Here is a 22,464-nt window from a genome sequence, read left to right as displayed (position 1 = left end):
GATCATTCTGCCCCAATCGACAGACGTTCACATCTTCTTGTCTGCATTCGGATCCGTCGTGCTGTCCGTGTCTGCCGGCGGCACCTGTCCGATGTCGTCGGGATGTGCCGTACCATCCGGGGTCAGCGCATCTTGCAGGTCATGCGGGTCCATTGGTTTTGTGTCATTATCTGGCTCTTTGCTGTCGTCTTCGTCATTGAGACTGATGTCGTCGGTAATCGGTGACAGCTCAAACGCCATTGGCGTTGTGCGCGGCACGGCAACGAATTGACCCTGTTCCTCGATCGAGATACGACGGCCAAAGCCAGCGCGGTACATGGCAAAGCTTGCAACGCAAATACCAACGATTGAAAACAGGACCGGCAAGGCCCACGGGCCGAAATAACCGATTGCACTGGATCCCAGAATTGGACCAAACGCAGCAGACCCGCCATAAATGATCAGAAGACCACCCGACGCAGGAACGATGTCCTCAGGCTCAAGGTAGTCATTCACATAGGCCACGGCCAGGCCGTAAACCGGCATGATGAACACGCCCGTGATCCCGCCCCAGACCGTCAGATTGTCGCGGACAAGATCCGGCGCAACCAGCGGGAAAAAGCCACAGATCGCAAGTCCGGTCAGAACGAAAATCATCACATATTGGCGCGGCACCATGTCCGAAATCTTGCCGATCGGAAATTGCATGATCATGCCGCCAAGAATGACGAAGAACATGAAATAGGCGATTTCATTGGTCGCAAGTCCGAGGTCAGCGGCGAAAACCGGCCCGACACCATAAACCGCACCCGAAAGCACGCCTGCACCCGATGCGGCAACGAAGCCCAGCGGCGAAATCTTGTAAAGACGGCGGAATGTCATGCGTTCACCGCTGACCGCAGACGGCGGTGGCTGGCGGGTCAGGGCAAGTGGAACAAGCGACAGCGAAAGCAGGACGGAGGCCACTGTAAACAGCTCAAAACTGCTGACCGGGGCACCATTGAGCAACAGCTGACCGATTGCCAGCCCGCCAAGCGAAACCGTCATGTAAATCGCGATCGTCCCACCGCGCGATGTATTGTCAGCCTGCGCATTCAGCCAGCTTTCAATCACCAGATACAGGCCCGAAACACACAAGCCGGTCATGATGCGAAACAGCGACCAGGTAATCGGATCAACCAGAACGGCATGTAAAAGTGTGATGGCCGATGCGGCCGATGCCAATGCGGCAAACGTCCGGATGTGACCGACCCGGTTGACAAGGCTCGCCCCCCAGATGATGCCGGCAACGAACCCGATATAATAGGATGCCATGATGATACCGGTATAGACCGGCGCAAAACCCTCGGCAGATGCGCGCAGTGCAAGCAGCGATGATTGCAGAGATGCCCCACTATTCAGCGCAAACGCGGCGAACAGCGTTGCAGACAGTGCAATAATAAGGGCGACCGGCGAACGCGGCATGGCATCCTCGTTTGAGTTTCAATCAGGCAGGCACCCTGCGGCAAGGGGATCGACCGTGTCAATCCTTACAAGCCCTTGGCACACAAGGGGAATAGTGCATTTTGTGTTTAACACCACGGCGCACAAGAAGTTCCGCAAAAATTATGAACTTTCTTTAATCCCGCTTGGCCCACGCGCATAGTGCCGGTTTCGCGCAACTGATATGTGTAAAGCGGCTTTACTTGGCGCCAAAGCAGGCTTTGTTCGGTGAAAATCGCACAAGCAGCTTGACCTTGGGGGTGTTGATGCTTTCTATGGACCGAAATCAGACGCAATTTGCCAAAATTCCCGCGATCCGGGGTTGGATTTTGCGTTTCGCCACCAGACTTCAGGTTCATTGATGATAATCGGCATTCAAGCCAACTGATGAACCGACCATACAAGGGGAGGAAACCTTGAAAATTTTGCGCACACTCGGCGTGATTGCCGCCGGTATGATGGCTTTGTCCGTGGCGAATGCCGCGCAAGCTGAAACCCGCGTCACCCTGAAATCGGCAAAGGCCGCTTCATCCTATTACCAGATGGCGGCCCAGTTTGCCGAGGCAATGAAAACCGGCACCGATGGCGATATCATCGTCACCGTCGAGGAAAGCCAGGGTTCGGTTCAGAACGTCATGGAAGCCATGGTGCGTCCGGGCAATTATGTCTTTACCTCCCCGCCCGGTCTCGTAAGCCTGGCACAGAACGGCAAGGGCCCGTTCGACGGACGTCCGACCGAAAAGTTTGCCGAAGTCCACGCCCTGTTCCCGATCCCGTCGCTGACCATGCATTTCGTGATGCGTGCTGATTCCGGTGCGACCAGCTTTGCCGATCTCGAAGGCAAGACCATCCTGCTTGGCAAGGGATCCTTTGGCGCGCGTGAAGGTGAAAAATACCTTCAGCTGTTTGGTCTTGAAGGCAAGGTCGATCTGGCGGATGCCGAACTTTCCAATGCGGTTGCCGCCCTTAAAAACGGTCAGATCGATGGTTTCGTGACGGCCGGTTCGTGGCCAGCGCCGAACGTGATCGAGGCCGCAGCAGGAACCGATGTGATTGTTCTGTCGCTGTCCGAAGACCAGCTTGCCGAGACCAAGCGTGACAAAACCGTCATCCCGGCCGGGACCTATAACGGTCAGGAAGAAGACATCACCACCGCATCGCTTTCGGTTGTTGCCTTTGCCACCACCCAGATGGATGCCGATACGGCTTATGCGCTGACCAAAACCTTCTGGGAGCAGAAGGCGAAAATGGGTGAAAGCTCTTCTTGGTGGAACGGCGTCAACCCGGAAATGCTTGCCAACATCACGGGCAAAATGCATCCCGGTGCACTGCGTTACTATGACGAAGTCGGGTTCTCCATCCGCGACGATCAGCGTTAAGTGCTGATCAGATAACATGTTCAAGGCCCGGCAGTTTTGCCGGGCCGTTTCTTGTCAAACAAGCCATTTAGATTATGTCAGCCACCACTCGTCCCTTCTGGATCGCCCTTGGCGCCGTTTCAATTGCCTTTCACCTGTGGCTGATTTTTTCAGGATTGGTTCCCAATCTTGTAAGCCGCCCAATCCACATGGCGCTTGCCCTGCCATGGGCGTTGATCTTTGTTGCCAAAACCCCTGCACAGAAAATTTCTGGTATCATCCTGACGCTGATTGGTCTGATCGGGTGTGGTTGGATCGTTGCCAATCATCAGACGCTTGGTGATCAATACGGTTTCCTGATGGGCGATAGCCAGATCGTACTGGCAGCGGCGTTATTGCTGATTGTGCTTGAAATGGCACGCCGGGCGATCGGCTGGCCGTTGCCGACGGTGGCGGCAATTGCACTGCTTTATGCGCTGTTCGGCCAATATATTCCGGGCGAGTTTGGCCATGCCGGGCTACCAGTTGAAAGCATGCTGGGCACCCTGACCATCGCAGAGGGCGGCCTTTGGGGCAGCCTGACGAGCGTATCGGTCAATATCGTTGCGATCTTCGTTATTTTCGGGGCGGTTCTGAATGGCGGCGAAGCCGGTCAGGGCTTTATGAATGTCGCAGGCGCGGCCGCCGGTCGGCTTAAGGGCGGGGCGGCGAAGGTTTCCGTCGTGTCATCCGCCCTGTTTGGCTCGATATCGGGGTCTGCATCGGCCAATGTGGCCTCGACCGGCGCAATAACCCTGCCTGCCATGACCAAGCTTGGCTACCCGAAACGTCTGGCCGCGGCGGTCGAGGCCGTGGCATCCAGTGGCGGGCAGATCATGCCACCGCTGATGGGGGCAGGGGCCTTTGTCATGGTGGAACTTACCGGCAAGCCTTATGTCGACATCATGGTCGCGGCCATCTTGCCGGCTATCCTTTATTTCTTGGCCGTCTGGGTTGGCATCAATGCTTTTGCCATGCGCTATGACCTTCCCGGTGTGCCAAAGGAAGATCGCCCGAACCTGCGGTCGGTCGTGATCACATCGGCCTTCTTCTTGGTACCATTTACCATCTTGCTTTGGGGCATGTTTGGCGGTGGTTACACACCACAATATGCCGCCTGTCTGGCGCTTCTGGCCGGGGCAGCTTTGCTGTTGCTTGATGCGGACCTGACGGTTGATTTGCCGCGCAGCAAACAACGGTTTGCCGATGTCTGCCTTAATGCTGGGCGTCAGGTGGCGATGATCGGTTCGATCATCTTGTGCGCATCAATCGTTATCGGGATTCTCGGTCTGACCGGACTTGGTGTAAAGATCACCTCGCTACTGATTTCCGGATCGGGTGGCATGTTGTGGCCAGCCCTTTTGCTGACTGCACTTGCCTGTCTGATCCTTGGCATGGAAGTCCCGACCACGGCGGCCTATGTGATTTGTGTTTCGGTTGCCGGGCCCGCGTTGATAGAGCTCGGGCTTGAACCACTTCAGGCGCATCTGTTTGTGTTCTGGTTTGCGCTTTTATCGACGATTACGCCGCCAGTTTGCGGGGCGGTGTTCATTGCTGCAGGCATGGTCGAGGAAAACTGGCTCAAGGTCGCCGGAACGGCGATGGCGCTTGGCATCGGGCTTTACATTGTCCCATTGGCGATGATCGCCAACAGCACGCTGATTGAACTTGGCAGTGACCCGGTTTGGGCGATTATCGCCGGGCTTAAGGTCGCGGTGGGTTTGACGGCTATTTCATTTGGCCTGATCGCGCCCAGACCTGTTTGGCCGCGGATCGGGATGGTTGCACTTGGTGGTGCTGTAATCTTTGCTGCGGGTGTTTAGAGCCACGAAAAAAGCCGACAGTTTCCTGTCGGCCTTTTTCGTCATTGAGGGAAATGATTTAACCGGTTTTAAGCGGTCGCGCGTCCGCTGCGCGGGCCAGCAAAGAACCAGATAATCAGGCCAAGGACCGGCAGGACAACAACAAGTACTGTCCACAATACTTTTGCACCGGTGCTTGCACCGCTGCCCATGATATTCACGATTGCCCAGATATCGGCAATCAGGACGAGAAGTCCGATAATTCCACCATATTCAAGCATGTTCCAACCTCACATTTGTTGCTGCGGTATCTGCACCGCGCTTACAACTCAAACGATTGGTTTTCTTGTTTGTTCCCGCACTGAATTCAATCAGTGCATCAGGCGGGTTCGGAAGGGCAGTTTAAACCACCTGTCCGGCAGACCAGCCCGATGACCATGCCCACTGGAAATTGAAGCCGCCAAGATGGCCCGTGACATCAACCACTTCGCCAATGAAATAAAGGCCGGGCACGTCACGCGCTTCCATGGTTTTCGATGAAAGTGCATTGGTGTCCACACCGCCAACCGTTACCTCGGCGGTGCGATACCCCTCGGTGCCGCTTGGTGTCAGGGCCCATTGATTGACATCCATCGCCAATTTGCGCAGTGCCTTGTCACCGGTTTCGCCAATCGGGCGATCAAGGCCATGGGTGGCGGCAATCATCTGAGCAAGCCGGTTTGGCAAGATGCGTGACAGAACCGTGTGCACCGCCTGTTTCGGGTTTTCGCCCTTGGCGGTTTTCAAAATGTCGAACGCATCTTCTTCCGGGTTGAGGTTCACCGTAATGCTGTCGCCTTCGTTCCAATAGGATGAAATCTGCAAGATCGACGGGCCGGAGAGGCCACGATGGGTAAACAGCAAACCTTCGCGGAATTGTTTTTTATTGCATTGAACGATGGCATCAACAGATATGCCCGAAAGTTCACCGGTACGCGCACGCAAATCCGGATCGAAAACAAACGGCACAAGTGCGGCACGGGTCGGAATGACATTGATGCCAAACTGTCGTGCGATCTGATAGCCAAAGCCGGTGGCACCGATTTTCGGGATCGACAGGCCGCCACATGCGACAACCAGCGATGAGCAGGTCCATTGCGCGCCGGTGCGCGTGGTGACATCAAAGCCGTCATCATCGCGTTTGATGATGTTGGAAATCTCGGTGTTGAGTTTGATCGTCACATCGGCGGCATCACATTCATCAAGCAACATGTCGATGATCTGAAAGGACGATTCATCGCAGAAAAGCTGGCCGAGTGTCTTTTCATGCCAGGCGATATTGTGCCGGTTCACCAGATCAATGAAATCTTGCGGGGTATAGCGTTTAAGCGCTGAAACACAGAACCGCTTGTTTTCCGAAATGAAGTTTTCAGGGCTGGTATGGATATTGGTAAAGTTGCATCGCCCACCACCGGAAATGCGGATTTTTTCCGCCGGTTTGGTCGAATGATCAACCACCACGACGGTTCTTCCGCGTTTTCCTGCTTCAATCGCGCACATCAGGCCGGCCGCACCCGCCCCGATGACAAGAACATCAATCTTTTTCAAGCCCGTCAGATCCATTCATGTGAATTTCGGACCTGCTTATACGTGGAAAACGTGGCCTTGTCAGTGCCAGTGGCGCAAATACCTATTCGGCGGCGATGCCTCTGGAACTCGGGGGTTTTAGGTCCCCGCGTTTGCCGGCGGTTTTGGATTGTTTAATCTGTTGTTCGCTTGCAACCTGATTGCGGCCGTTTTCCTTGGCAAAGTAAAGCGCCCTGTCGGCCCGCTCAATCAGTTTGGCGGCCGGTTCGCCGGGTCGGAATTCAGCTACCCCGATTGACGCCGTCGCCTTGCTAATGATCGTCTTTCCACTTTTGGTCACGACCTTGTGGCTTTCGATATATTGACGCAGCTTGTTGCCAAACAACACGGCATTGCCAAGCGACGTGCTTGGCAGGATGATTGCAAATTCCTCCCCGCCATAGCGGGCCGCAGTATCCTGACCCTTGATATTGCGTTTCAGCGATTCTGCCATCAACCGGATCACTTGATCACCGACCTGATGGCCATAGGTGTCGTTGAACTTTTTGAAGTGGTCAATATCAAGAAGCAGAAGGCAAAGTGGCTGACCGTCTTCCATGGCATGCATCATGCCATCGCGCAGTTGCATATCGAACGCCTTGCGATTGGCAATGCCGGTCAGCCCGTCGGTCATGGCTTCGCGTTTCAGGTTTTCCATATCTTCGCGCAGACGGTTGATTTCCGACGAACTGTTCGTCAACCGGCTTTCAAGGCTGCGGTTGACGCCCTCCATCTCGCGCGTTGCGCCCAGAAGGGTATGAAGCGCCTGTTCAAGATTGCTGAGGTTGCGGTTCTTGTCCCCGACATAGGAGCAAAAATGATCAAGCGCCTTTTTGTACTTCCGTGTGTCGACGCCAACCTTGTTCACGGTATCAAGGATGCTGCCCAACTGCGCGCGCAAGTCGTTTGAAATGCGTTCGATGATTTCGTTTTCGCGCTTGTCGCTGAAGAAACGGGTATGGAGCTCTTTGCACTGTGCTTCATCAAATTCGCGATGGTTGCTGCGCAGAATGTCGATCGTGCGGCAAAGATCGAAGTTCGCATGCGCGACATAGGTAAAAAACAGCTGGAAATTGTCCGGATGTGAAACCACACCCAACTCTGCCATCAGTTTGTGGGCAGCGTTGCTGTGCTGCTGAGCTGTTCTGTGATTAAACCCGTACGCGCTCATCAATTGCCTGCAGTAGAATTATGTCGCCATAAGTTTCGGCAACATCCTATGCAAACGCATATGCGAAAGGTTTGATTTAAATCATCGAATCTCCCGGATTGCGGGGGATTTTTGATTTCACATGATAAAACAGGTCAATTGTGATGGGGGACGCTTATGCGCTTTCTGCGCGATTGATCGGCTGGGTCAGAAGATCATTCTGGTTCATCACACAGTTTCGACCATTCGCCTTGGCAAGATAAAGCGCCTGGTCGGCACGATCTATCACGCGGGTCAGGGGTTCACCCAGCTGATACGTCGCAACCCCAACAGATGCCGTGATCCTGCCCAGATCTTCGTTGCGATTAAAACTTCTCAGATGAAGAGACTCGATTGATGCGCGAATGTTCTCCGCGACCCGCATGGCGTCCGCAAGCGTCGTGGCCGGAAGAACGACGGCAAACTCCTCACCGCCATAGCGCGCGGTGGTGTCGCGTCCTTTGACATTCTGCTGCAAGGTCTTGGCCAATGTCCTGATGACTTGGTCGCCAGCTTGATGACCATGCTTGTCGTTGACCCGTTTGAAATGATCAATGTCGATCAAAAGGATGCTCAGGGGCTCACCCCGTTCCATCGTTGTCATTGCTGCGTCGCGGAGGCTTTCGTCAAAGGCCTTCCGATTGGCAATCCCGGTGAGCCCGTCTGTGTGGGCTTCGCGTTTCATTTCCTCAAGATCAAGAAGCAACTGGGTGACCTCGACCGGTACCGGATCGGCATCGTTCACGCCTTTTGCGGCTTGTTGTCCGTTGGCCCGGTTTTCCATCCCCAAAAGATCGTGGGCAGCATTCCTGAGTTCGGCAGTGCTGATAACTTCCTTGCCTTTTGCCAGTCGATCAATCAGATCGGAAATCTGCCGTTGCAGCTCATGGGAAATGGTTTCACGCAGAAGCTCTGCCCGACTGGGCTCGATAAACCGCTGATAAAGCTCGTGGCATTTGACATCATCCAGTGCACGCTTGTTGCCGCGCAGAATATCAATCAGCGCAACAAGGTCATCGTTTGATTTTTCGACATAGGCAAAGAACACAGCATAATTGATCGGGTTTGCACTCAAACCCAATTCATTGATCAATTCCAGCGCTTCGCGCGACAGCGCGTATGACCGCTGCCGGTATTGTTCTTGCTGAGGCATTCCTGGGAACCTGAAGGAGTGATATCGTCGGATGTAAAGGCACTTCTTTAAGTCTGGGCTGCGCATTTCGTACACGCAGTATATCAGCTTTCCCACATGCGCGTACAGAGCACAGCGGTTGTAGTTTTATTGGTTTGTTCACGTCTAAGCCCTAGGGTCCAAACTCATTCAAATGACCGACCCGGCAATTGATATGAGAGAAATGGCAAGGAAAAGCCCGCAGATCGGGGTGCCCCCCGGTCAAGGGATTTGACGCAGAGGCTTTCTCTCATATCAATTGTCCTTCGGATCACCCGGATTTGCACGGGCCACTTTGTCGCAAAACCTTGAAAGATACATATCTTCCTGCGGTTTTGCTTCGCGTATCCGCACAAATCCGGGTGACCGGGACGATTATTTGAATGAGTGTGGACCCTAGTCTGCCTTTGTCAGGAAACGGCTTCGATCCGGAAAAGAAAACGGGATAAAAAGATGCAGAAACTATCGGCTTTGATGGCTGCTGTCGTGGTGGCGTTGGGCTTTGTTTTGTCAGGTGACGTTGCAAACGCCCAGACCAGCGGTTCAACAGACCAGACGACGGTCAATGGTCAGGTCACCGACAGTACGACCGATGTTCCATCGATCGATTACCGTCCCCTGTCGGCCGAGGAACGGTCCAACATGCCGCCTCTGATGGAACGCTATGTGCTTGATGAGTTGAAAAACCTTCGTACCGAAATGCAGGGCATGCGTGCCGAATTGCTGCGCGAGGTTGTTAACCGGCAGCTTGAGGCCATCGACAAGGCGATTTCCTATTCATCGAACACCGTGACCTACTTCTTCTATTTCGTCGCGGCCGTCGGTGCGCTTTTGACCATGCTAGGATGGCAGTCTCTGCGCGAGTTGAAATCAAGCGTGCGCAATCTGGCCAATACCGAACTGCAACGTTTGTCGCAGGAATTCGAAGGGCGGCTCACCTCGCTTGAAAACGAACTGCTGTTGAAATCCAAACTGATCAACGAGCATCAGCACGAGATCGAACGCACCCAGACCATTCATGCCCTGTGGCTGCAAGCCAACCAGCTCAGCAATCCGCGGGCAAAGATCGAAACCTATGACAAGATCCTCGAACTCGCACCCGGTGATCCGGAAGTCATGGCCTATAAGGCGGATGCTGCCTTGCAACTCGGGGATCGTGACTGGGCACTTAGCCTGTGCAATCGGCTATTGGCCGAGGCCCCCGAAAACGCCAACGGTTACTATCAACGTGCCTGTGCCAATGCCGGCCTTGGTTTCAAGGAAGCCGCCCTTGCTGACCTGCAACGTTCTGTTGAGTTGTCCGATACCATGCGCCAGCCCGCCTGGGTCGAGGAAGAATTCGAGCCGCTGCGTGACATGCCGGAATTTACCCAGATTCTTGGCAAAAAGGAAGATCTGCCGCCAGCCGAATAACCCGGGAAATATAAGTCACATACGAAAAAGCCCTGCAGGATTGCTGCAGGGCTTTTTGATATCCGGGTATTTGCCGTCGCTTAGCTGTTTGGCAGTTCGTTCCACAGCGGGTGGATCGGTGCGACGTCTTCTTCGATCTTGGTAAAGCGCGCATCGCAATCAAAGAAGTAGTTATCGGTCAGATCATCATTGACCTGCGAAACTTCACCGACGATCACCGGACCTTTGCCTTCTTCGCCATAAAAGCGGTGGATAAGCGTACGCGGCAGGGTCACACTTTGACCCGGTTCCAGAACAACCTTGCCACCAGCGGGCAGGATGTTGAGTTTGCCATCGGTGCGGACACGGACTTCGTTTTCGCGGTCCATCTGGCCATCTTCGGTCAGGTTGCACAGCTCGATCACAAGATTGCCGCCACCACGCACGATGATGTCTTCCATTTTGACTTTGTGGTAATGCCACGGGCATTCCTGATTTTCGCCAACGATCATGATCTTTTCGGCATAGGGCACTTCACCCGGCTGGCGCAGGATGCCGTTGCGCAGGCAAAACAGGATCAGGCCGCGCTTTTCAAAATTGCCTTCGCCGTAATCGGTGACATCCCAGCCCATCTGATGGTTGCGGCACCATTTAGCCAGATCAGGTTCAGCTTCCCATTGTGCCGGGCTGTAATGCGCCCATTCCGGCAGTTTGAATGCAATGGATGCATAAAGTTCCTTGGCATGCTCGATACAGGCATTGATTTCAGAACGCAGCATGGTTGACCTCTTGTGGCATTTGGCATGATTGATTGGGCGGGGTTTTACCACGCCCGAATGGTGAATGCGATAGTTTTTGAATGCATTCAAAACATTTCGATTTCACAGTGCGGGTCTTGGCGGTTCGCATCATAAGTTGCCCCGCAATCGCCGTTTTTCAGCGCAATACAATGAAAATCATACAGTGTGATATCATGTTTGCGATATCGCCCGAAACCGGACAGGGGAACTGCATCATGTCGCAATCATCGGGATTTGCCAAAGTTGTCGCGGCAATCGTTGTCGCCGGCGGACTGGCCGCATCGGGCTGGCTGGTCGGAACCGGCATTGAAAACATGCGTGCCCTTGATCGCTATGTCACGGTCAAGGGATTGGCCGAACGCGATGTAAAGGCCGACAAGGCCGTCTGGCCGATTACTTACGTTGCGACTGATGATGTGCTGCAAAATGCACAAGCCAAGATTGATGCCGATACCAACACATTGTTTGAATTTCTTGCCAGCCACGGCATAGGACGCGAAGCGACCGAGCTGCAAAACCTTCAGGTAACCGATCAGCTTGCCCAGTCTTATCGATCCGGGCCGATTGAAAGCCGTTATATCGTCAATCAGACCATTCAGGTCCGCACCGACGATGTTGATGCGGTGGTTGCCGCGTCACAGGATATCGGCAAATTGTTGCAGGGTGGTGTTGTTCTGGGCGGGCAGGGTTATAACCCGGGACCGAGTTATCTGTTCACCGGTCTTAATGACATCAAACCGGAAATGATCGCGGCTGCCACCGCCAACGCCCGCGAAGCAGCCCAGCAATTTGCCGCGGATTCCGGCGGTGAACTTGGCGGTATTCGCCGTGCGACACAAGGCCTGTTTCAGATACTGGCGGCTGATGGCGCACCCAACATGATGGAAGCCAACCAGATCAACAAGACTGTGCGCGTGGTCACCACCATGGAATATCTCATCCGCGATTAGGGGCTGAACTGAGTTGACAGCCTCGTCAAAGCTGGTTTTATGCGCGCCATGGCGCAACTGATCCTGTTTAACAAACCCTATGGCGTTTTGACCCAGTTCACCGACCGTGAAAACGGTCGGGCGACCTTGGCCGACTATATCGATCTGCCCGGCGTTTATGCCGCCGGCAGGCTTGATCGCGACAGCGAGGGTTTGTTGCTTCTGACCGATAACGGGCCGCTGAACGCACAGATCGCCCATCCGAAATTCAAGAAACCCAAAACTTATCTGGTGCAGGTCGATGGCGAACCCACTGACGCCGCACTTGATGCCCTGCGCCGCGGGGTAGAGCTTAAAGACGGCATGACCTTGCCCGCCAAGGCCAGACGGATCGATGAACCGGCCGGGCTTTGGGAACGTGATCCGCCGGTGCGCTATCGCAAGGCGATCCCGACAAGCTGGATCGAACTGACCATTACCGAGGGCAAAAATCGCCAGGTACGCCGTATGACCGCCGCAGTCGGTTTTCCGACCTTGCGCCTGATCCGGCATGCCATCGGGGACTGGACGCTCGATGGTCTCGCACCCGGCGAATGGAAGGTGATCGAGGTCGATGCACCGCCTGCCACCCATAGAAGGCTATCCCCCGGTTCGGCCAGGCCGCCGCGCCGCAATCAGTTGCCCGATGTTATCAACGCGCCCAATACCGAGGACAAAGCCAATATTGCGCGTGAAGGCGCAAAGGCGGGCAAAGGTCAACGCAAGGGCGGGTATAAACCTGCACGCCACCGTTCGCGCCCGAAGAAAGGATAGCCGCCATGCTGAGTTACCTGCACGGCTTTCATGCCGGGAATTTTGCCGACATGCACAAACATGCCGCCGTTTGGCTGATCCTTGAACATTTGCGCAAAAAGAACAAACCTTTCTGCGCGATTGATACCCATGCCGGATCGGGCTGGTATGATCTTGGCAGTGAACAGGCCGCCAAAACCGGCGAGTGGAAAGACGGTTATGCGCGCGCCAAGGACGGTGCCAATGCACCCGAAATGCTGCAGCAATTCTTAAACTATGTCGCCGCGTTTGATCCGGTCGCCAAGGGCCGTGATTATGGCGTGCGCGAAGGTGATGATTACCAAGGGCCGTTTTACCCGGGATCACCGTTTATTATCCGCGATATGCTGCGCGACGATGATGAACTGGTCCTGATGGAACTTCATCCGCGTGAACATGAAATGCTTCTTCACCGGGTCAAGCGTGATGCGCGCATTCATCTGCACAAGCGCGATGGCTATGAGGGTGTTGTCGCCATGATGCCGCCCGCCATTCGTCGCGGACTGGTTCTGATGGATCCAAGCTATGATGTGAAACAGGATTATCAAAAGGCCGCCACGGCAATCCGCGAAGCCTGGGAAAAGTGGCCAACGGCGACTTTCATGCTGTGGTACCCGATCCTGCTGGACGGGTTTGATGCGGACCTTCGCAAATCGTTTTCTGCGATCAAGGCATCGGGTGGCGTTCTATGTGCCGAACTTGCCACCGACCAGGGTGGGGCCAAGGGCCGCATGCGCGGTACGGGCCTTCTGGTTGTTAATCCGCCGTGGCAGTTCGATCAGCAACTTGGCGATATCGGAAACTGGCTTGCGAAAACCTGCAAGCTGCCGGGGCCGGCAAACCATCAGATGCGCTGGCTGGTGCCCGCTGCATAGACCCGTTGCAAAGAAAAGAGGCCCCGAAGGCGTGATGCCAGCGGGGCCTCGATGCGTTGGGACGCATTGGTAACAGGTATCAGATGCCAAAGAACGGCTGCAGCAATTTCGGCAGCAAACGATTGAACTTCATCGGCGCATCGGTTGCGATCAAACAGATGCATTCCTCGGCGGTGTCGGCAATCGGTTGATGATCGACATCATCATCAAGGTCTGCCACATCACCGGCCCGGAACCGCCCGATCTCGTCGATGTATGATCCTTTGATCAGAAGCGTCATTTCATGACCATGGTGCCCGTGATCGGGGATCGAAACACCCGGCGCGATCTTCATCAGACGCACGGTGCCCTTGCTTTCGATGGATTTCAGCTGGAAATGCTTCACACCCGGTGCAAGCGATTTCCACGGAATATCATCAAGCGACGTAACATCGTCGGGCAGCAAATCGGCAAGCGGCCTTGGCAGGGCGCTCATGGCACTGCCGGTAATGCTTTCACCGACCGCAACACGACGCAATGACGGCAATTCTTGCGCAACGATGTTTTCGTTCGCTGTTTCACGTTCAAGCATCGCCATGACGTGATCAAGCGAATGATCTGCCATCGACATGCTGTTCGTGGTTTCAAGCGCGGCACCGCCCATGGTTTCGTATCCACTGACCTTGTCACGGCAATGCGGGCACACGGTCATGTGGGTTGCCACCAGAAGTTCCATCGCTTGCGACAGAGAACCACTGGCATATTCCATCAATGTTTGATCGGTTGGATGATGCTTAATGTTCATGCGACACCTTCCAGTCCGCCACGCAACTTGCCAAGCGCAAGCCGCAAACGGGACTTCACAGTTCCCAGCGGGATATCAAGACGCTCGGCAATTTCACTGTGTGAGCAATCTTCGAAAAACGACAATTCAACAACTACCTTTTGGTCGGCGGGTAATTCTTCCATTGCGGCTTTGACAAGGACGGCCTCCTGGTCGCGATTGACTACGTCATCTGCCAGCGGATCTTCGTCGACAATCAAAGTCGGGTCGGAATCATCTACCTCGATATGTTTGCGTTGCCGGAACCGGTCAATCCGGAGGTTCCTGGCGATGGTAAAAATCCACGTACTGGCGGCTGCCTTCGCAGGATCAAACAGGTGCGCTTTGCGCCAGACCTGCATCATTGCTTCCTGTGCCATTTCCTCGGCGGTCTCGGGATTACCGCCAAACCGGAACATGTAAGCTTTTACGCGCGGGGCAAAATGCGCAAACAATCGCGCAAATGCTTCCCGGTCGCGTGTCGCTGCGACGGAAACAATCCAATCGGCACATCTTTTCGCTTCGACCGGATCTGCTGGCCCGGTGCGTCGTGGTGTGGTGCCGCTCATTTTTGTTTCAGGTCCCTGTTGGGGCCGCGCCAGAATTGTGTTCATCATGCAATTCCTACGTCGGCCGCGTTCATTCGGATCAAATAAAAATGTATGTTTCCTACCAGACACTTACAATCAGTTCGGGCAAACAAATCCAAAATAATCCGAGTGATCCGCGAATTGCAGATCCGCGTACTCATATAAATAATGTCACACAGTAACAGTAAGCGGGCCGCGTCGATATGAACATTGTCACCCCGGGAAAACTCAATATCGCCGTTGTCGGGTCTGGGATATCGGGCTTGTCTGCTGCCTGGCTGCTGAGCCAGTCACACAACGTGACGCTTTATGAAAAGGATGATCGCGCAGGCGGTCATTCCAACACGGTTGATGCCGGGCAAACACCGGTCGATACCGGTTTCATTGTCTATAATACCCGATGCTACCCCAACCTGTGTGCCCTGTTTGAGCATCTGGGCGTTGAAACAACCCCGACAGACATGTCCTTTGCGGCCTCAATGGATGAGGGCGGCCTGGAATATGGTGGTGGTGATCTTTCGGCCCTGTTTGCCCAGAAACGCAACCTGTTCCGTCCGCGCTTCTGGAAAATGGTGCGCGATATCCTGCGGTTCTATCGCGAAGCCCCGGCGGGCCTTGAAGATGGCACGGCTGAGCATATCAGCCTTGGCGATTACCTGCGCGACAATGGCTATTCCAAATCCTTTACTAATGACCATCTGCTTCCGATGGGGGCGGCCATCTGGTCAACGCCGGTTGATACCATGATGGCCTATCCTCTGGCGGCGTTCGTGCGGTTCTGTCAGAACCACGGCCTGTTGCAGATCAAGGACCGCCCGCAATGGCGCACCGTGGTTGGCGGATCCCGTGAATATGTGAAACGCATGACGGCACAGATTTCCGGTGGTGTGGTTCTTGATCGTGCCATTGCCAAGGTCGGCAAGACCGCATCCGGTGGCGCGTTTGTCGAGGACCGCTACGGCAAGCGTGAAGAATATGACCACGTCGTTCTGGCCTGCCATGGTGATCAGGCGCTGGCATTGCAGGAAACACCCGACCCGCGCACTGCCGAACTGCTTTCGGCGTTCAAATACGAACGCAATCTGGCGATCCTGCACAATGACGCCAGCCTGATGCCAAAGACCGAAAAGGTCTGGTCTAGCTGGAACTATCTGGCCGAAGATCATGACGGTGAACAGAAAGTCTGCGTGACCTACTGGATGAACCGCCTGCAGCATCTTGATCCGGGCCAGCCGCTTTTTGTGACCTTGAACCCGCCACGCCATCCGGCAGAGGGCAGTGTGATCAGATCCTTCCTATATGATCATCCGCTGTTTGATGCGGGCGCAATGGCCGCACAAAAGGAACTCTGGTCGATACAGGGTGTCGATAATATCTGGTATTGCGGCAGTTACTTTGGCTATGGCTTCCACGAAGATGGCATCCAGTCCGGTCTTGCGGTGGCCGAGGCCCTTGGCAATGTGCGACGCCCATGGAATGTCGAAAATGAAAGCGGCCGTATCCATGTTGGCGAAACAGCCCGTTCGCAATCAAGCGAGGCTGCATGACACGTCCTGTTGCGACAAAACCGGCATCGGCCCTGTTTGAAGGTGTGGTCACGCATCATCGTTTGCGTCCGAAAAAGCACAAGCTGCGTTATCGGGTGTTTTCCTTCCTGCTTGATCTGGACGAGATTGATGGTCTTGCCGCCAAGCTGAAACTGTTCAGTCGCAATCGCTTTAACCTGTTTTCATTCCATGACCGCGATCACGCCGACGGGGGCGCCACCGATTTGCGCACCCGGTTGGAGGCAATTCTGAGTGATCACGGGCTTGGTGACTGCGCGGACAAGATCCGGCTTCTGTGCTATCCGCGCTTGCTTGGTTTTGTGTTCAATCCGCTCTCGGTTTATTTCTGCCACCGTGCTGACGGATCGGTGGGTGCTGTTCTGTATGAGGTCTCGAACACCTTCGGGGATCGGCACAGTTACCTGATCCCGGTCAGCGAAGGCGCACTTGATGACAAGAACGTGCTGCGACAGTCCTGTGCGAAGGGTTTTTACGTCTCACCCTTTATCGACATGGTCGCGGACTATCATTTCCGCATTCGCATGCCCGATGAAAATGTCGCGGTTGCCATTCGCGAAACCGACGCAAAAGGTCTGTTTTTGAATGCTGCCTTTGTCGGTGATCGAACCGAACTTTCCGACCGTAAACTTTTAGGAGCGTTCATTCGATACCCGCTGATGACCCTAAAGGTCGTGGCAGGTATCCACTGGGAGGCGCTCCATCTTTGGCGCAAGGGTATGACATTCCATAAACGACCAGCACCGCCAGAGCAGCCTGTAACCTATGTGCTGGAAGCCGGGACAGCAGCGGCCCAATCAGGGAAGAGATAAAAACAATGCCAAACCGCAATCGTAATGCATCCGTTTCCGCCTTTTCACTGCGTGACCGCATTCTGCCAATGCTGGGCAGCATGACCGGCAGCCGCAGCCTTCTAAAGGCGATGCTCAAGCGCGTTCTGGCGCATCTACATTACGGTCGTTTGACCATTGTTTTGCCCGATAACGACACCCTGCATTTTTCCGGCGAACATGAAACCAATCTGCGCGCGGCCATCCATATCCACGACTGGCAGGCAATCCGAAAACTGGCAACGGGCGGGGATGTTGCCTTTGCCGAGGCCTATATGGATGGCAGTTGGAGCAGCCCTGATCTGACGCATCTGATGCACTTTGCCATGCACAATGAAACGATCGTGCGGGCCCGTCTGGCTGCAGGATTTCTGGCACGTACGGTGGCGCGGATCGGACATCTGCGCAACGCCAATACGCTTGAAGGATCAAAGCGCAACATTGCCTATCACTATGACCTCGGCAATGATTTCTATCGAGCGTGGCTTGATCCCAGCATGACCTATTCATCGGGCCTGTATAATGCGCCCGACATGACCCTGGATGCGGCGCAATCTGCAAAATATGAACGTATTTGCGAACTTGCCGACCTTAAATCAGGTGAAGATGTACTGGAAGTCGGATGCGGCTGGGGCGGCTTTGCCGAACTTGCAGCCGGCAAGTATCGTTGCAATGTCACTGGTCTGACCCTGTCCAATGAACAGCACGCCTTTGCACGTGAACGCCTTTTGATGCAGGGACTTAGCGACCGCACCGATATCGTTCTGCGCGATTACCGCCATGAACAAGGTCAGTACGACAAGATCGTCTCGATCGAAATGTTCGAGGCGGTCGGTGAAGAACACTGGCCAACCTATTTCGAGATGATCCGCAAACGCCTGAAACCGGGCGGCAAGGCGGTATTGCAAATCATCACGATTGCTGATGACCGGTTTGAAACCTATCGCCGCGGGGCGGATTTCATTCAACGCTACATCTTCCCGGGTGGCATGTTGCCATCGCCAACCGCGCTGTCAGCAGCGGTCAATGCCGCCGGGCTTGAGCTGCGTCATTCGGAATTCTTCGGCAAATCCTATGCCCGCACACTGGCCGAATGGCAGCGCAGCTTCCAGCATGCCTGGGATGGCATTGCCAAGCAGGGATTTGATCTGCGTTTCAAACGCATGTGGGAATACTACCTTGCCTACTGCGAAACCGGATTTGATCAGGGCTCCATCGATGTCGGGCTGTTCGTGATCGAACATCGCGAAAATGCGACAGGCTGAATACCCCACCCGTATTTCGGTTCTCTATGCGCTTCCGGCGATGGCAGCAGCTGTGCCGACCATCCCGGCCTATGTGTTGTTGCCTAGCTATTATGGCGATGATCTTGGCCTTGGGTTGGCGATCACGGGTGTGGTTTTGTTGCTGGTCCGCATGATCGATATGCTGACGGACCCCGTGGTTGGCTGGCTTTCCGACAAGACCGGCAATCGCAAAATCTGGACCGGTGCCGGGGCGGTGATTGCCGGTATCGGGCTTTGGTATCTGTTCAGCCCGCCATCCCAACCGAGCGCGACATATCTCCTTGTCTGGGCAAGTGTGCTGTTCCTGGGCTGGACGATGTTTCAGGTGCCCTATCTTGCCTGGGGGGCGGACCTTTCGGGCGATTACAAAAAACGCACAACGCTTACCGCCCTTCGTGAAGGGGCGGGCTTGATCGGGATTGTATTGGCCGGGGCCATTCCGGTGCTGATCAATGCGCCGGATCGCGCAGCCGAAATTCAAACCCTTGCCACCGTGACATTGACGCTGGGCGCTGTATTTGTTGCCCTTCTGGTCTGGAAAGTACCCGATCCGGTTGCGCAACATAAACGCACTAGCCGAGCGAGATTTGGCAGAGGAAACCTTTGGGCCACTTTGCACCTTAGTGCCCGAAGCCTGCGTGACAATGGTCTTTTCTTGCGTCTGCTTGCGGCATGGATGATCAATGGTCTGGCGGCTGGATTGCCGGCCGTGTGTTTTCCGTTATTTGTGCGCTATTACCTCGAACTTGATCAGGACAGCGAAAACATCCTGATCCTGCTTTATTTTGCCGCGGCGATCATTGCCATTCCGCTTTGGGTTGTGATGGCCGGCCGCATTGGCAAGCACCGCGTCTGGTGTTTTGCCATGGTGATGGCGATTGTCGCCTTTGCGTTTGTGCCGATCCTTGATGCCGGGGATTTCGGTGCCTTTGCGGTCATATGCCTTGTTACCGGGGCGGCACTGGGCGCGGATCTGGCTTTGCCACCCGCCATTCAGGCCGATGTCGATGACTGGGATCGTTACCGGTTTGGCGTGCGACGCACAGGCCTTTTATTTGCCCTTTGGAACATGACCAACAAGCTTGCCATGGCGCTTGCCGCCGGGATTGCCTTTCCGATATTGGGGGCATTTGGCCTGACCGACGGCGGAGACGAAAAAACTGGCGCATTGGTTGTGCTGGTTTTGATCTATGCGGTGATCCCCATCGTATTGAAGGCAGGAGCAATCGGGATGATGTGGCGCTTTCCGTTGGACAGCACGCATCAGGTTGCCATTCGTCGGCGCCTTTCACGCCGCAATGATTGATCTTGGGATTGTCAGGACAGGAGAAAATCGATGCTGCGGAACTTCATGGCGCTGTTTGTTTTGGTACTATTAGCCGGATGTGGGTCGATGAAACCGCAGGATTTTGCGCAAAAAGAACCCCGCTTCGACGTGTTTGACTATTTCGAAGGCGACAGCCGGGCTTGGGGAATTTTCGAAGATCGTTTCGGAACCCTGCGTCGTCAGTTCACCGTCGAAATAACGGGAACCGTTGAAGATGGTGTTCTGACACTTGAAGAAGACTTTATCTATGACGACGGCGAAACAGATCGCCGTGTCTGGAAAATCAGCAAAACCGACGAACACAGCTACGAAGGGCTTGCTGACGATATCGTTGGCAAGGCAATTGGCAGTCAGTACGGCAATGCCCTGAACTGGTCTTATGATATGGATCTTAAGGTCGGTGATGGCGCCTGGCGTGTGACGTTCGACGACTGGATGTTCCTGCAGCCAGATGGAGTTCTGGTCAACCGGGCACGGGTCAAGAAATGGGGCTTTGAGATCGGCGAAGTAACGCTGTTTTTCACAAAGACCCAACGCGTCGCGCAAGCCGCTGAATAAACCAGCGCAGTACCGGGATTTTGGCATAGAAGTTCTGGCCGGAATCCCAGTGATCAAAATGCGATGCCAGGCGCGTGCCATCGTCGTTAAACGTCACCTCTGACATGCCGGTAAATTCCCAGTTGCCGATCACCTTTACCCGCGCACTAAAGCGCCAGCGTAAAAAACCGCGATCCCGATCGATCGCACGGTGAGTGACGATAAAGCACGGATGATCCGCATCGGTAAACGCCTTGGCCAGATAGGCACAAACGGCGTCTGGGCCCCTGACGGTCGTGAACGGGTCGCAAAAGACGAAATCGTCTGTCACCAGATCCTTTAACTGATCAACAGTCTCAAGCGACAGTTTCTCGTAATAGTCTGCGTAAGTTGCCAGCAACTGGCGCTTGGCGTCGGTGATGTCGTTCATGATCAAAGCAGCTTACGCATCAGTTTGAAGAAAATCGGATACGGCAGAATTTGGGTCAGCTTCAATTGCCGCACAAATGGGGGCGGGAAGGCAATCTCGAATTTGTCACTGCCGCAAAGCCCGCGATAGATGTAATCGGCGGCCTGTTCCGGTTCGAGCAGATAGGGCATTTCAAAATCGTTCTTGTCGGTCAGCCGTGTTTTAACAAATCCCGGATTGATCACGCGCAGCAAAACGCCACTGCCGCTCAGTTCGGTATGCAGCGATTCACACAGATTGATCAGGGCGGCTTTTGTCGGGCCGTAGGCCGCGGCATTGGGCAGGCCGCGGTAACCTGCCACCGACGCCATAACGGCAATCTCACCAGATTTGCGTGCGCGCATCTTGTTCAAAAGCGGTTCCAGGCAATTGACGATGCCCATGTAATTGGTATCGACGTGACTGCGGATGGTGGCGGCCGAAAACGCACTCAGCTTCATCGGGGAATAGATACCAGCTGCCAAAACAACCAGGTCAGGCAGGCCAAACTGCTTTTCGACCTTGGCAATCGCACCATTTACCGCATTTGTATCGGTAATATCGACCGGTACAGGGGTTAAACCCGGCATTTCTGCCGCAAGTTCATCGAGTTTGTCGGAATTTCGCGCCGAAATGATGATTTTTTGCGCGGAGGATGTCGGGTTTTCATGGAGTTTGCGTGCCAATGCTGCACCGATCCCTGAAGACGCCCCGATAATCCAGATGGTCTGGAACTGCTTTTTCATTCCTCATCCTTTTGCGCGGTTTGCGTCGCGCAATTCATGCAACGATATGTGATCTGCGATCCGTCGCGTGCCTCGAAGGCAAGACCGACCCAGCGGCCGTCGGCATCATACCATGCGGTGGTTTCAAGTTCGCCATCATAGGTGAAACGGGTGGCGCGCAACGTGCCGTTGGTTGTTTGCAGCGTTTCCGGCTCGTTCGCGCTGATATCGACCGTGTTTGACTTGCCGGTAATGGTATTAAGGACCGCTTTGCTGCCCAAGACACCGCAATGCCAGTGATCGGTCGGGAAAATCCCGCTTGGCAATGCCTGATTCCCCTCCGGGCCACTGACAACGAGTGTGCCCTGCGCATCAGGTTTGGCGACCACCTCTGTCTTGTCGCCATCATCATCTACCCGCACTGAAAGGGCGGCCAGACGGTCACCTTGCCACAGGCTTTCGGATCGATAGTCAAAGCTATAGGCGTTAAACCCTAAAAAGCTGATATCGATATTGCTTTGGGCAACCACCTGCAGGCCATTACGCCCCTGATTGAACTGCACAACATGGCTCCCAACCGGGGAGTCATTGCGCCGGATCTGAAAGCGAAGCTCATTGCCATATCGCTGGATCGCATCAAATTCGCGGCACGTTTCCGGGCCATCAAATGCCTCGGAAAGGCGCGCTTGCTCAATGGGTGTGCTGTTGGGCTGCGTTGATGATTGCGGGTCGGCTGCAAAGGCATTGGAAGACAGCGCGATACCGCCCGCAACGGCGCAGGCGCCAAACAGCGATTTGACCGGATATGCCATGGATGTCTTCATGATTGATACCAAAGCCAGGTTGAAAAACTAATACTCCCTTCTTGTTACGCAATGGCGTGATCTGCGGATCAAACGTCA

The 22,464-nt window shown here is 54.6% G+C and carries 22 protein-coding genes; 11 read left to right on the top strand and 11 right to left on the bottom strand.

Annotation, left to right across the window (positions count from 1 at the left end):
• Window positions 1-27: 27 nt before the first annotated feature.
• Window positions 28-1,443, bottom strand: coding sequence for an MFS transporter (locus tag FHI25_RS19715; protein ID WP_210520735.1), 1,416 nt, complete (start codon window positions 1,441-1,443; stop codon window positions 28-30).
• A 434-nt stretch (window positions 1,444-1,877) separates the two neighbouring features.
• On the opposite strand from FHI25_RS19715, the gene FHI25_RS19710 reads away from it, so the two are divergent.
• Window positions 1,878-2,840, top strand: coding sequence for a TAXI family TRAP transporter solute-binding subunit (locus FHI25_RS19710; RefSeq protein ID WP_210520733.1), 963 nt, complete (start codon window positions 1,878-1,880; stop codon window positions 2,838-2,840).
• A gap of 74 nt (window positions 2,841-2,914) precedes the next feature.
• The gene (locus FHI25_RS19705; protein WP_210520731.1) at window positions 2,915-4,681 is read left to right on the top strand and encodes a TRAP transporter fused permease subunit; all 1,767 of its coding nucleotides are present in this window, start codon (window positions 2,915-2,917) and stop codon (window positions 4,679-4,681) included.
• 68 nt (window positions 4,682-4,749) lie between these two features.
• On the opposite strand, the gene FHI25_RS19700 is transcribed toward FHI25_RS19705, so the two are convergent.
• From FHI25_RS19700 to FHI25_RS19685, 4 genes are all read right to left on the bottom strand, one after another.
• Entirely contained in the window at window positions 4,750-4,941 is a 192-nt protein-coding gene (locus FHI25_RS19700) for a PLDc N-terminal domain-containing protein (protein ID WP_008889714.1), read from the bottom strand.
• A gap of 121 nt (window positions 4,942-5,062) precedes the next feature.
• Window positions 5,063-6,247 (bottom strand): NAD(P)/FAD-dependent oxidoreductase, encoded by a 1,185-nt coding sequence (locus FHI25_RS19695; RefSeq protein WP_246879244.1) that lies wholly within the window; start codon window positions 6,245-6,247, stop codon window positions 5,063-5,065.
• A gap of 82 nt (window positions 6,248-6,329) precedes the next feature.
• Window positions 6,330-7,436 (bottom strand): GGDEF domain-containing protein, encoded by a 1,107-nt coding sequence (locus FHI25_RS19690; protein WP_246879243.1) that lies wholly within the window; start codon window positions 7,434-7,436, stop codon window positions 6,330-6,332.
• Window positions 7,437-7,590: 154 nt separating this feature from the next.
• The gene (locus tag FHI25_RS19685; protein ID WP_210520727.1) at window positions 7,591-8,607 is read right to left on the bottom strand and encodes a GGDEF domain-containing protein; all 1,017 of its coding nucleotides are present in this window, start codon (window positions 8,605-8,607) and stop codon (window positions 7,591-7,593) included.
• 471 nt (window positions 8,608-9,078) lie between these two features.
• Between FHI25_RS19685 and FHI25_RS19680 the strand changes: the two genes are divergently transcribed.
• Window positions 9,079-10,038: a hypothetical protein gene (locus tag FHI25_RS19680; RefSeq protein ID WP_210520725.1), complete on the top strand. Its 960-nt coding sequence runs from the start codon at window positions 9,079-9,081 to the stop codon at window positions 10,036-10,038.
• Window positions 10,039-10,118: 80 nt separating this feature from the next.
• Here the strand turns inward: FHI25_RS19680 and FHI25_RS19675 are convergent, their stop codons facing one another.
• Window positions 10,119-10,796 (bottom strand): D-lyxose/D-mannose family sugar isomerase, encoded by a 678-nt coding sequence (locus tag FHI25_RS19675; RefSeq protein ID WP_210520723.1) that lies wholly within the window; start codon window positions 10,794-10,796, stop codon window positions 10,119-10,121.
• 236 nt (window positions 10,797-11,032) lie between these two features.
• Between FHI25_RS19675 and FHI25_RS19670 the strand changes: the two genes are divergently transcribed.
• Genes FHI25_RS19670 through rlmJ form a run of 3 tightly spaced genes read left to right on the top strand, consistent with a single transcriptional unit; the run spans window position 11,033 to window position 13,452 of the window.
• Window positions 11,033-11,767: an SIMPL domain-containing protein gene (locus tag FHI25_RS19670; RefSeq protein WP_120225862.1), complete on the top strand. Its 735-nt coding sequence runs from the start codon at window positions 11,033-11,035 to the stop codon at window positions 11,765-11,767.
• A gap of 48 nt (window positions 11,768-11,815) precedes the next feature.
• Window positions 11,816-12,559, top strand: coding sequence for an rRNA large subunit pseudouridine synthase E (locus FHI25_RS19665; protein ID WP_246879242.1), 744 nt, complete (start codon window positions 11,816-11,818; stop codon window positions 12,557-12,559).
• A gap of 5 nt (window positions 12,560-12,564) precedes the next feature.
• A complete protein-coding gene (gene rlmJ / locus FHI25_RS19660; protein WP_210520712.1) occupies window positions 12,565-13,452 on the top strand; it encodes a 23S rRNA (adenine(2030)-N(6))-methyltransferase RlmJ in 888 nt (295 codons plus the stop codon).
• Between the two features lie 79 nt (window positions 13,453-13,531).
• Here rlmJ and FHI25_RS19655 read toward each other — a convergent pair whose 3' ends face one another.
• Window positions 13,532-14,236 (bottom strand): ChrR family anti-sigma-E factor, encoded by a 705-nt coding sequence (locus tag FHI25_RS19655; RefSeq protein WP_064781240.1) that lies wholly within the window; start codon window positions 14,234-14,236, stop codon window positions 13,532-13,534.
• Window positions 14,233-14,823 carry a sigma-70 family RNA polymerase sigma factor gene (locus FHI25_RS19650; protein ID WP_063089255.1) on the bottom strand — a complete coding sequence of 197 codons (591 nt, stop codon included), beginning with the start codon at window positions 14,821-14,823 and terminating at the stop codon, window positions 14,233-14,235. The genes FHI25_RS19655 and FHI25_RS19650 overlap by 4 nt, the downstream gene beginning before the upstream one ends.
• A gap of 224 nt (window positions 14,824-15,047) precedes the next feature.
• Here FHI25_RS19650 and FHI25_RS19645 point away from each other — a divergent pair, with 224 nt between their 5' ends.
• The 5 genes from FHI25_RS19645 (at window position 15,048) to FHI25_RS19625 (ending at window position 20,410) form a co-directional block, all read left to right on the top strand.
• On the top strand, window positions 15,048-16,391 hold the full coding sequence (locus tag FHI25_RS19645) for an FAD-dependent oxidoreductase (protein ID WP_210520709.1): 1,344 nt from the start codon (window positions 15,048-15,050) through the stop codon (window positions 16,389-16,391).
• A complete protein-coding gene (locus tag FHI25_RS19640; protein ID WP_197146562.1) occupies window positions 16,388-17,221 on the top strand; it encodes a DUF1365 family protein in 834 nt (277 codons plus the stop codon). The genes FHI25_RS19645 and FHI25_RS19640 overlap by 4 nt, the downstream gene beginning before the upstream one ends.
• 5 nt (window positions 17,222-17,226) lie before the next feature.
• The gene (locus FHI25_RS19635) at window positions 17,227-18,504 is read left to right on the top strand and encodes a cyclopropane-fatty-acyl-phospholipid synthase family protein (protein ID WP_210520707.1); all 1,278 of its coding nucleotides are present in this window, start codon (window positions 17,227-17,229) and stop codon (window positions 18,502-18,504) included.
• Complete coding sequence (locus FHI25_RS19630) at window positions 18,491-19,831, top strand: MFS transporter (protein ID WP_210520705.1); 1,341 nt, start codon at window positions 18,491-18,493, stop codon at window positions 19,829-19,831. Before FHI25_RS19635 ends, FHI25_RS19630 begins: the two co-directional genes overlap by 14 nt.
• An 87-nt stretch (window positions 19,832-19,918) precedes the next feature.
• Complete coding sequence (locus FHI25_RS19625; protein ID WP_008889729.1) at window positions 19,919-20,410, top strand: DUF3833 domain-containing protein; 492 nt, start codon at window positions 19,919-19,921, stop codon at window positions 20,408-20,410.
• Here the strand turns inward: FHI25_RS19625 and FHI25_RS19620 are convergent.
• From FHI25_RS19620 to FHI25_RS19610, 3 genes are read right to left on the bottom strand one after another with little or no spacing between them, the layout of a single operon-like run.
• Window positions 20,373-20,819: a nuclear transport factor 2 family protein gene (locus FHI25_RS19620; protein ID WP_210520699.1), complete on the bottom strand. Its 447-nt coding sequence runs from the start codon at window positions 20,817-20,819 to the stop codon at window positions 20,373-20,375. The two genes, FHI25_RS19625 and FHI25_RS19620, sit on opposite strands and share 38 nt — an antisense overlap.
• Before the next feature lie 2 nt (window positions 20,820-20,821).
• The gene (locus FHI25_RS19615) at window positions 20,822-21,583 is read right to left on the bottom strand and encodes an SDR family NAD(P)-dependent oxidoreductase (protein WP_210520697.1); all 762 of its coding nucleotides are present in this window, start codon (window positions 21,581-21,583) and stop codon (window positions 20,822-20,824) included.
• Window positions 21,580-22,386, bottom strand: coding sequence for a DUF6134 family protein (locus FHI25_RS19610; RefSeq protein WP_246879241.1), 807 nt, complete (start codon window positions 22,384-22,386; stop codon window positions 21,580-21,582). The genes FHI25_RS19615 and FHI25_RS19610 overlap by 4 nt, the downstream gene beginning before the upstream one ends.
• Window positions 22,387-22,464 lie beyond the last annotated feature (78 nt).

It is taken from the genome of Thalassospira sp. ER-Se-21-Dark (assembly GCF_017922435.1).
In the GTDB taxonomy this organism is placed as follows: domain Bacteria; phylum Pseudomonadota; class Alphaproteobacteria; order Rhodospirillales; family Thalassospiraceae; genus Thalassospira.
Note: the sequence above shows the minus strand (reverse complement) of the source record. Positions and strands in the feature narration are given on the sequence as shown.

What these genes read in the sequence shown, in the direction of transcription:
- FHI25_RS19655 (WP_064781240.1), bottom strand. Translation starts at nt 14,236, where the DNA reads ATGAACATTAAGCATCATCCAACCGATCAAACATTGATGGAATATGCC.
- FHI25_RS19675 (WP_210520723.1), bottom strand. Translation starts at nt 10,796, where the DNA reads ATGCTGCGTTCTGAAATCAATGCCTGTATCGAGCATGCCAAGGAACTT.
- FHI25_RS19620 (WP_210520699.1), bottom strand. Translation starts at nt 20,819, where the DNA reads ATGAACGACATCACCGACGCCAAGCGCCAGTTGCTGGCAACTTACGCA.
- FHI25_RS19635 (WP_210520707.1), top strand. Translation starts at nt 17,227, where the DNA reads ATGCCAAACCGCAATCGTAATGCATCCGTTTCCGCCTTTTCACTGCGT.
- FHI25_RS19670 (WP_120225862.1), top strand. Translation starts at nt 11,033, where the DNA reads ATGTCGCAATCATCGGGATTTGCCAAAGTTGTCGCGGCAATCGTTGTC.
- rlmJ (WP_210520712.1), top strand. Translation starts at nt 12,565, where the DNA reads ATGCTGAGTTACCTGCACGGCTTTCATGCCGGGAATTTTGCCGACATG.
- FHI25_RS19630 (WP_210520705.1), top strand. Translation starts at nt 18,491, where the DNA reads ATGCGACAGGCTGAATACCCCACCCGTATTTCGGTTCTCTATGCGCTT.
- FHI25_RS19615 (WP_210520697.1), bottom strand. Translation starts at nt 21,583, where the DNA reads ATGAAAAAGCAGTTCCAGACCATCTGGATTATCGGGGCGTCTTCAGGG.
- FHI25_RS19625 (WP_008889729.1), top strand. Translation starts at nt 19,919, where the DNA reads ATGAAACCGCAGGATTTTGCGCAAAAAGAACCCCGCTTCGACGTGTTT.
- FHI25_RS19650 (WP_063089255.1), bottom strand. Translation starts at nt 14,823, where the DNA reads ATGAGCGGCACCACACCACGACGCACCGGGCCAGCAGATCCGGTCGAA.
- FHI25_RS19690 (WP_246879243.1), bottom strand. Translation starts at nt 7,436, where the DNA reads ATGAGCGCGTACGGGTTTAATCACAGAACAGCTCAGCAGCACAGCAAC.
- FHI25_RS19685 (WP_210520727.1), bottom strand. Translation starts at nt 8,607, where the DNA reads ATGCCTCAGCAAGAACAATACCGGCAGCGGTCATACGCGCTGTCGCGC.
- FHI25_RS19715 (WP_210520735.1), bottom strand. Translation starts at nt 1,443, where the DNA reads ATGCCGCGTTCGCCGGTCGCCCTTATTATTGCACTGTCTGCAACGCTG.
- FHI25_RS19665 (WP_246879242.1), top strand. Translation starts at nt 11,816, where the DNA reads ATGGCGCAACTGATCCTGTTTAACAAACCCTATGGCGTTTTGACCCAG.
- FHI25_RS19645 (WP_210520709.1), top strand. Translation starts at nt 15,048, where the DNA reads ATGAACATTGTCACCCCGGGAAAACTCAATATCGCCGTTGTCGGGTCT.
- FHI25_RS19700 (WP_008889714.1), bottom strand. Translation starts at nt 4,941, where the DNA reads ATGCTTGAATATGGTGGAATTATCGGACTTCTCGTCCTGATTGCCGAT.
- FHI25_RS19680 (WP_210520725.1), top strand. Translation starts at nt 9,079, where the DNA reads ATGCAGAAACTATCGGCTTTGATGGCTGCTGTCGTGGTGGCGTTGGGC.
- FHI25_RS19705 (WP_210520731.1), top strand. Translation starts at nt 2,915, where the DNA reads ATGTCAGCCACCACTCGTCCCTTCTGGATCGCCCTTGGCGCCGTTTCA.
- FHI25_RS19610 (WP_246879241.1), bottom strand. Translation starts at nt 22,386, where the DNA reads ATGAAGACATCCATGGCATATCCGGTCAAATCGCTGTTTGGCGCCTGC.
- FHI25_RS19640 (WP_197146562.1), top strand. Translation starts at nt 16,388, where the DNA reads ATGACACGTCCTGTTGCGACAAAACCGGCATCGGCCCTGTTTGAAGGT.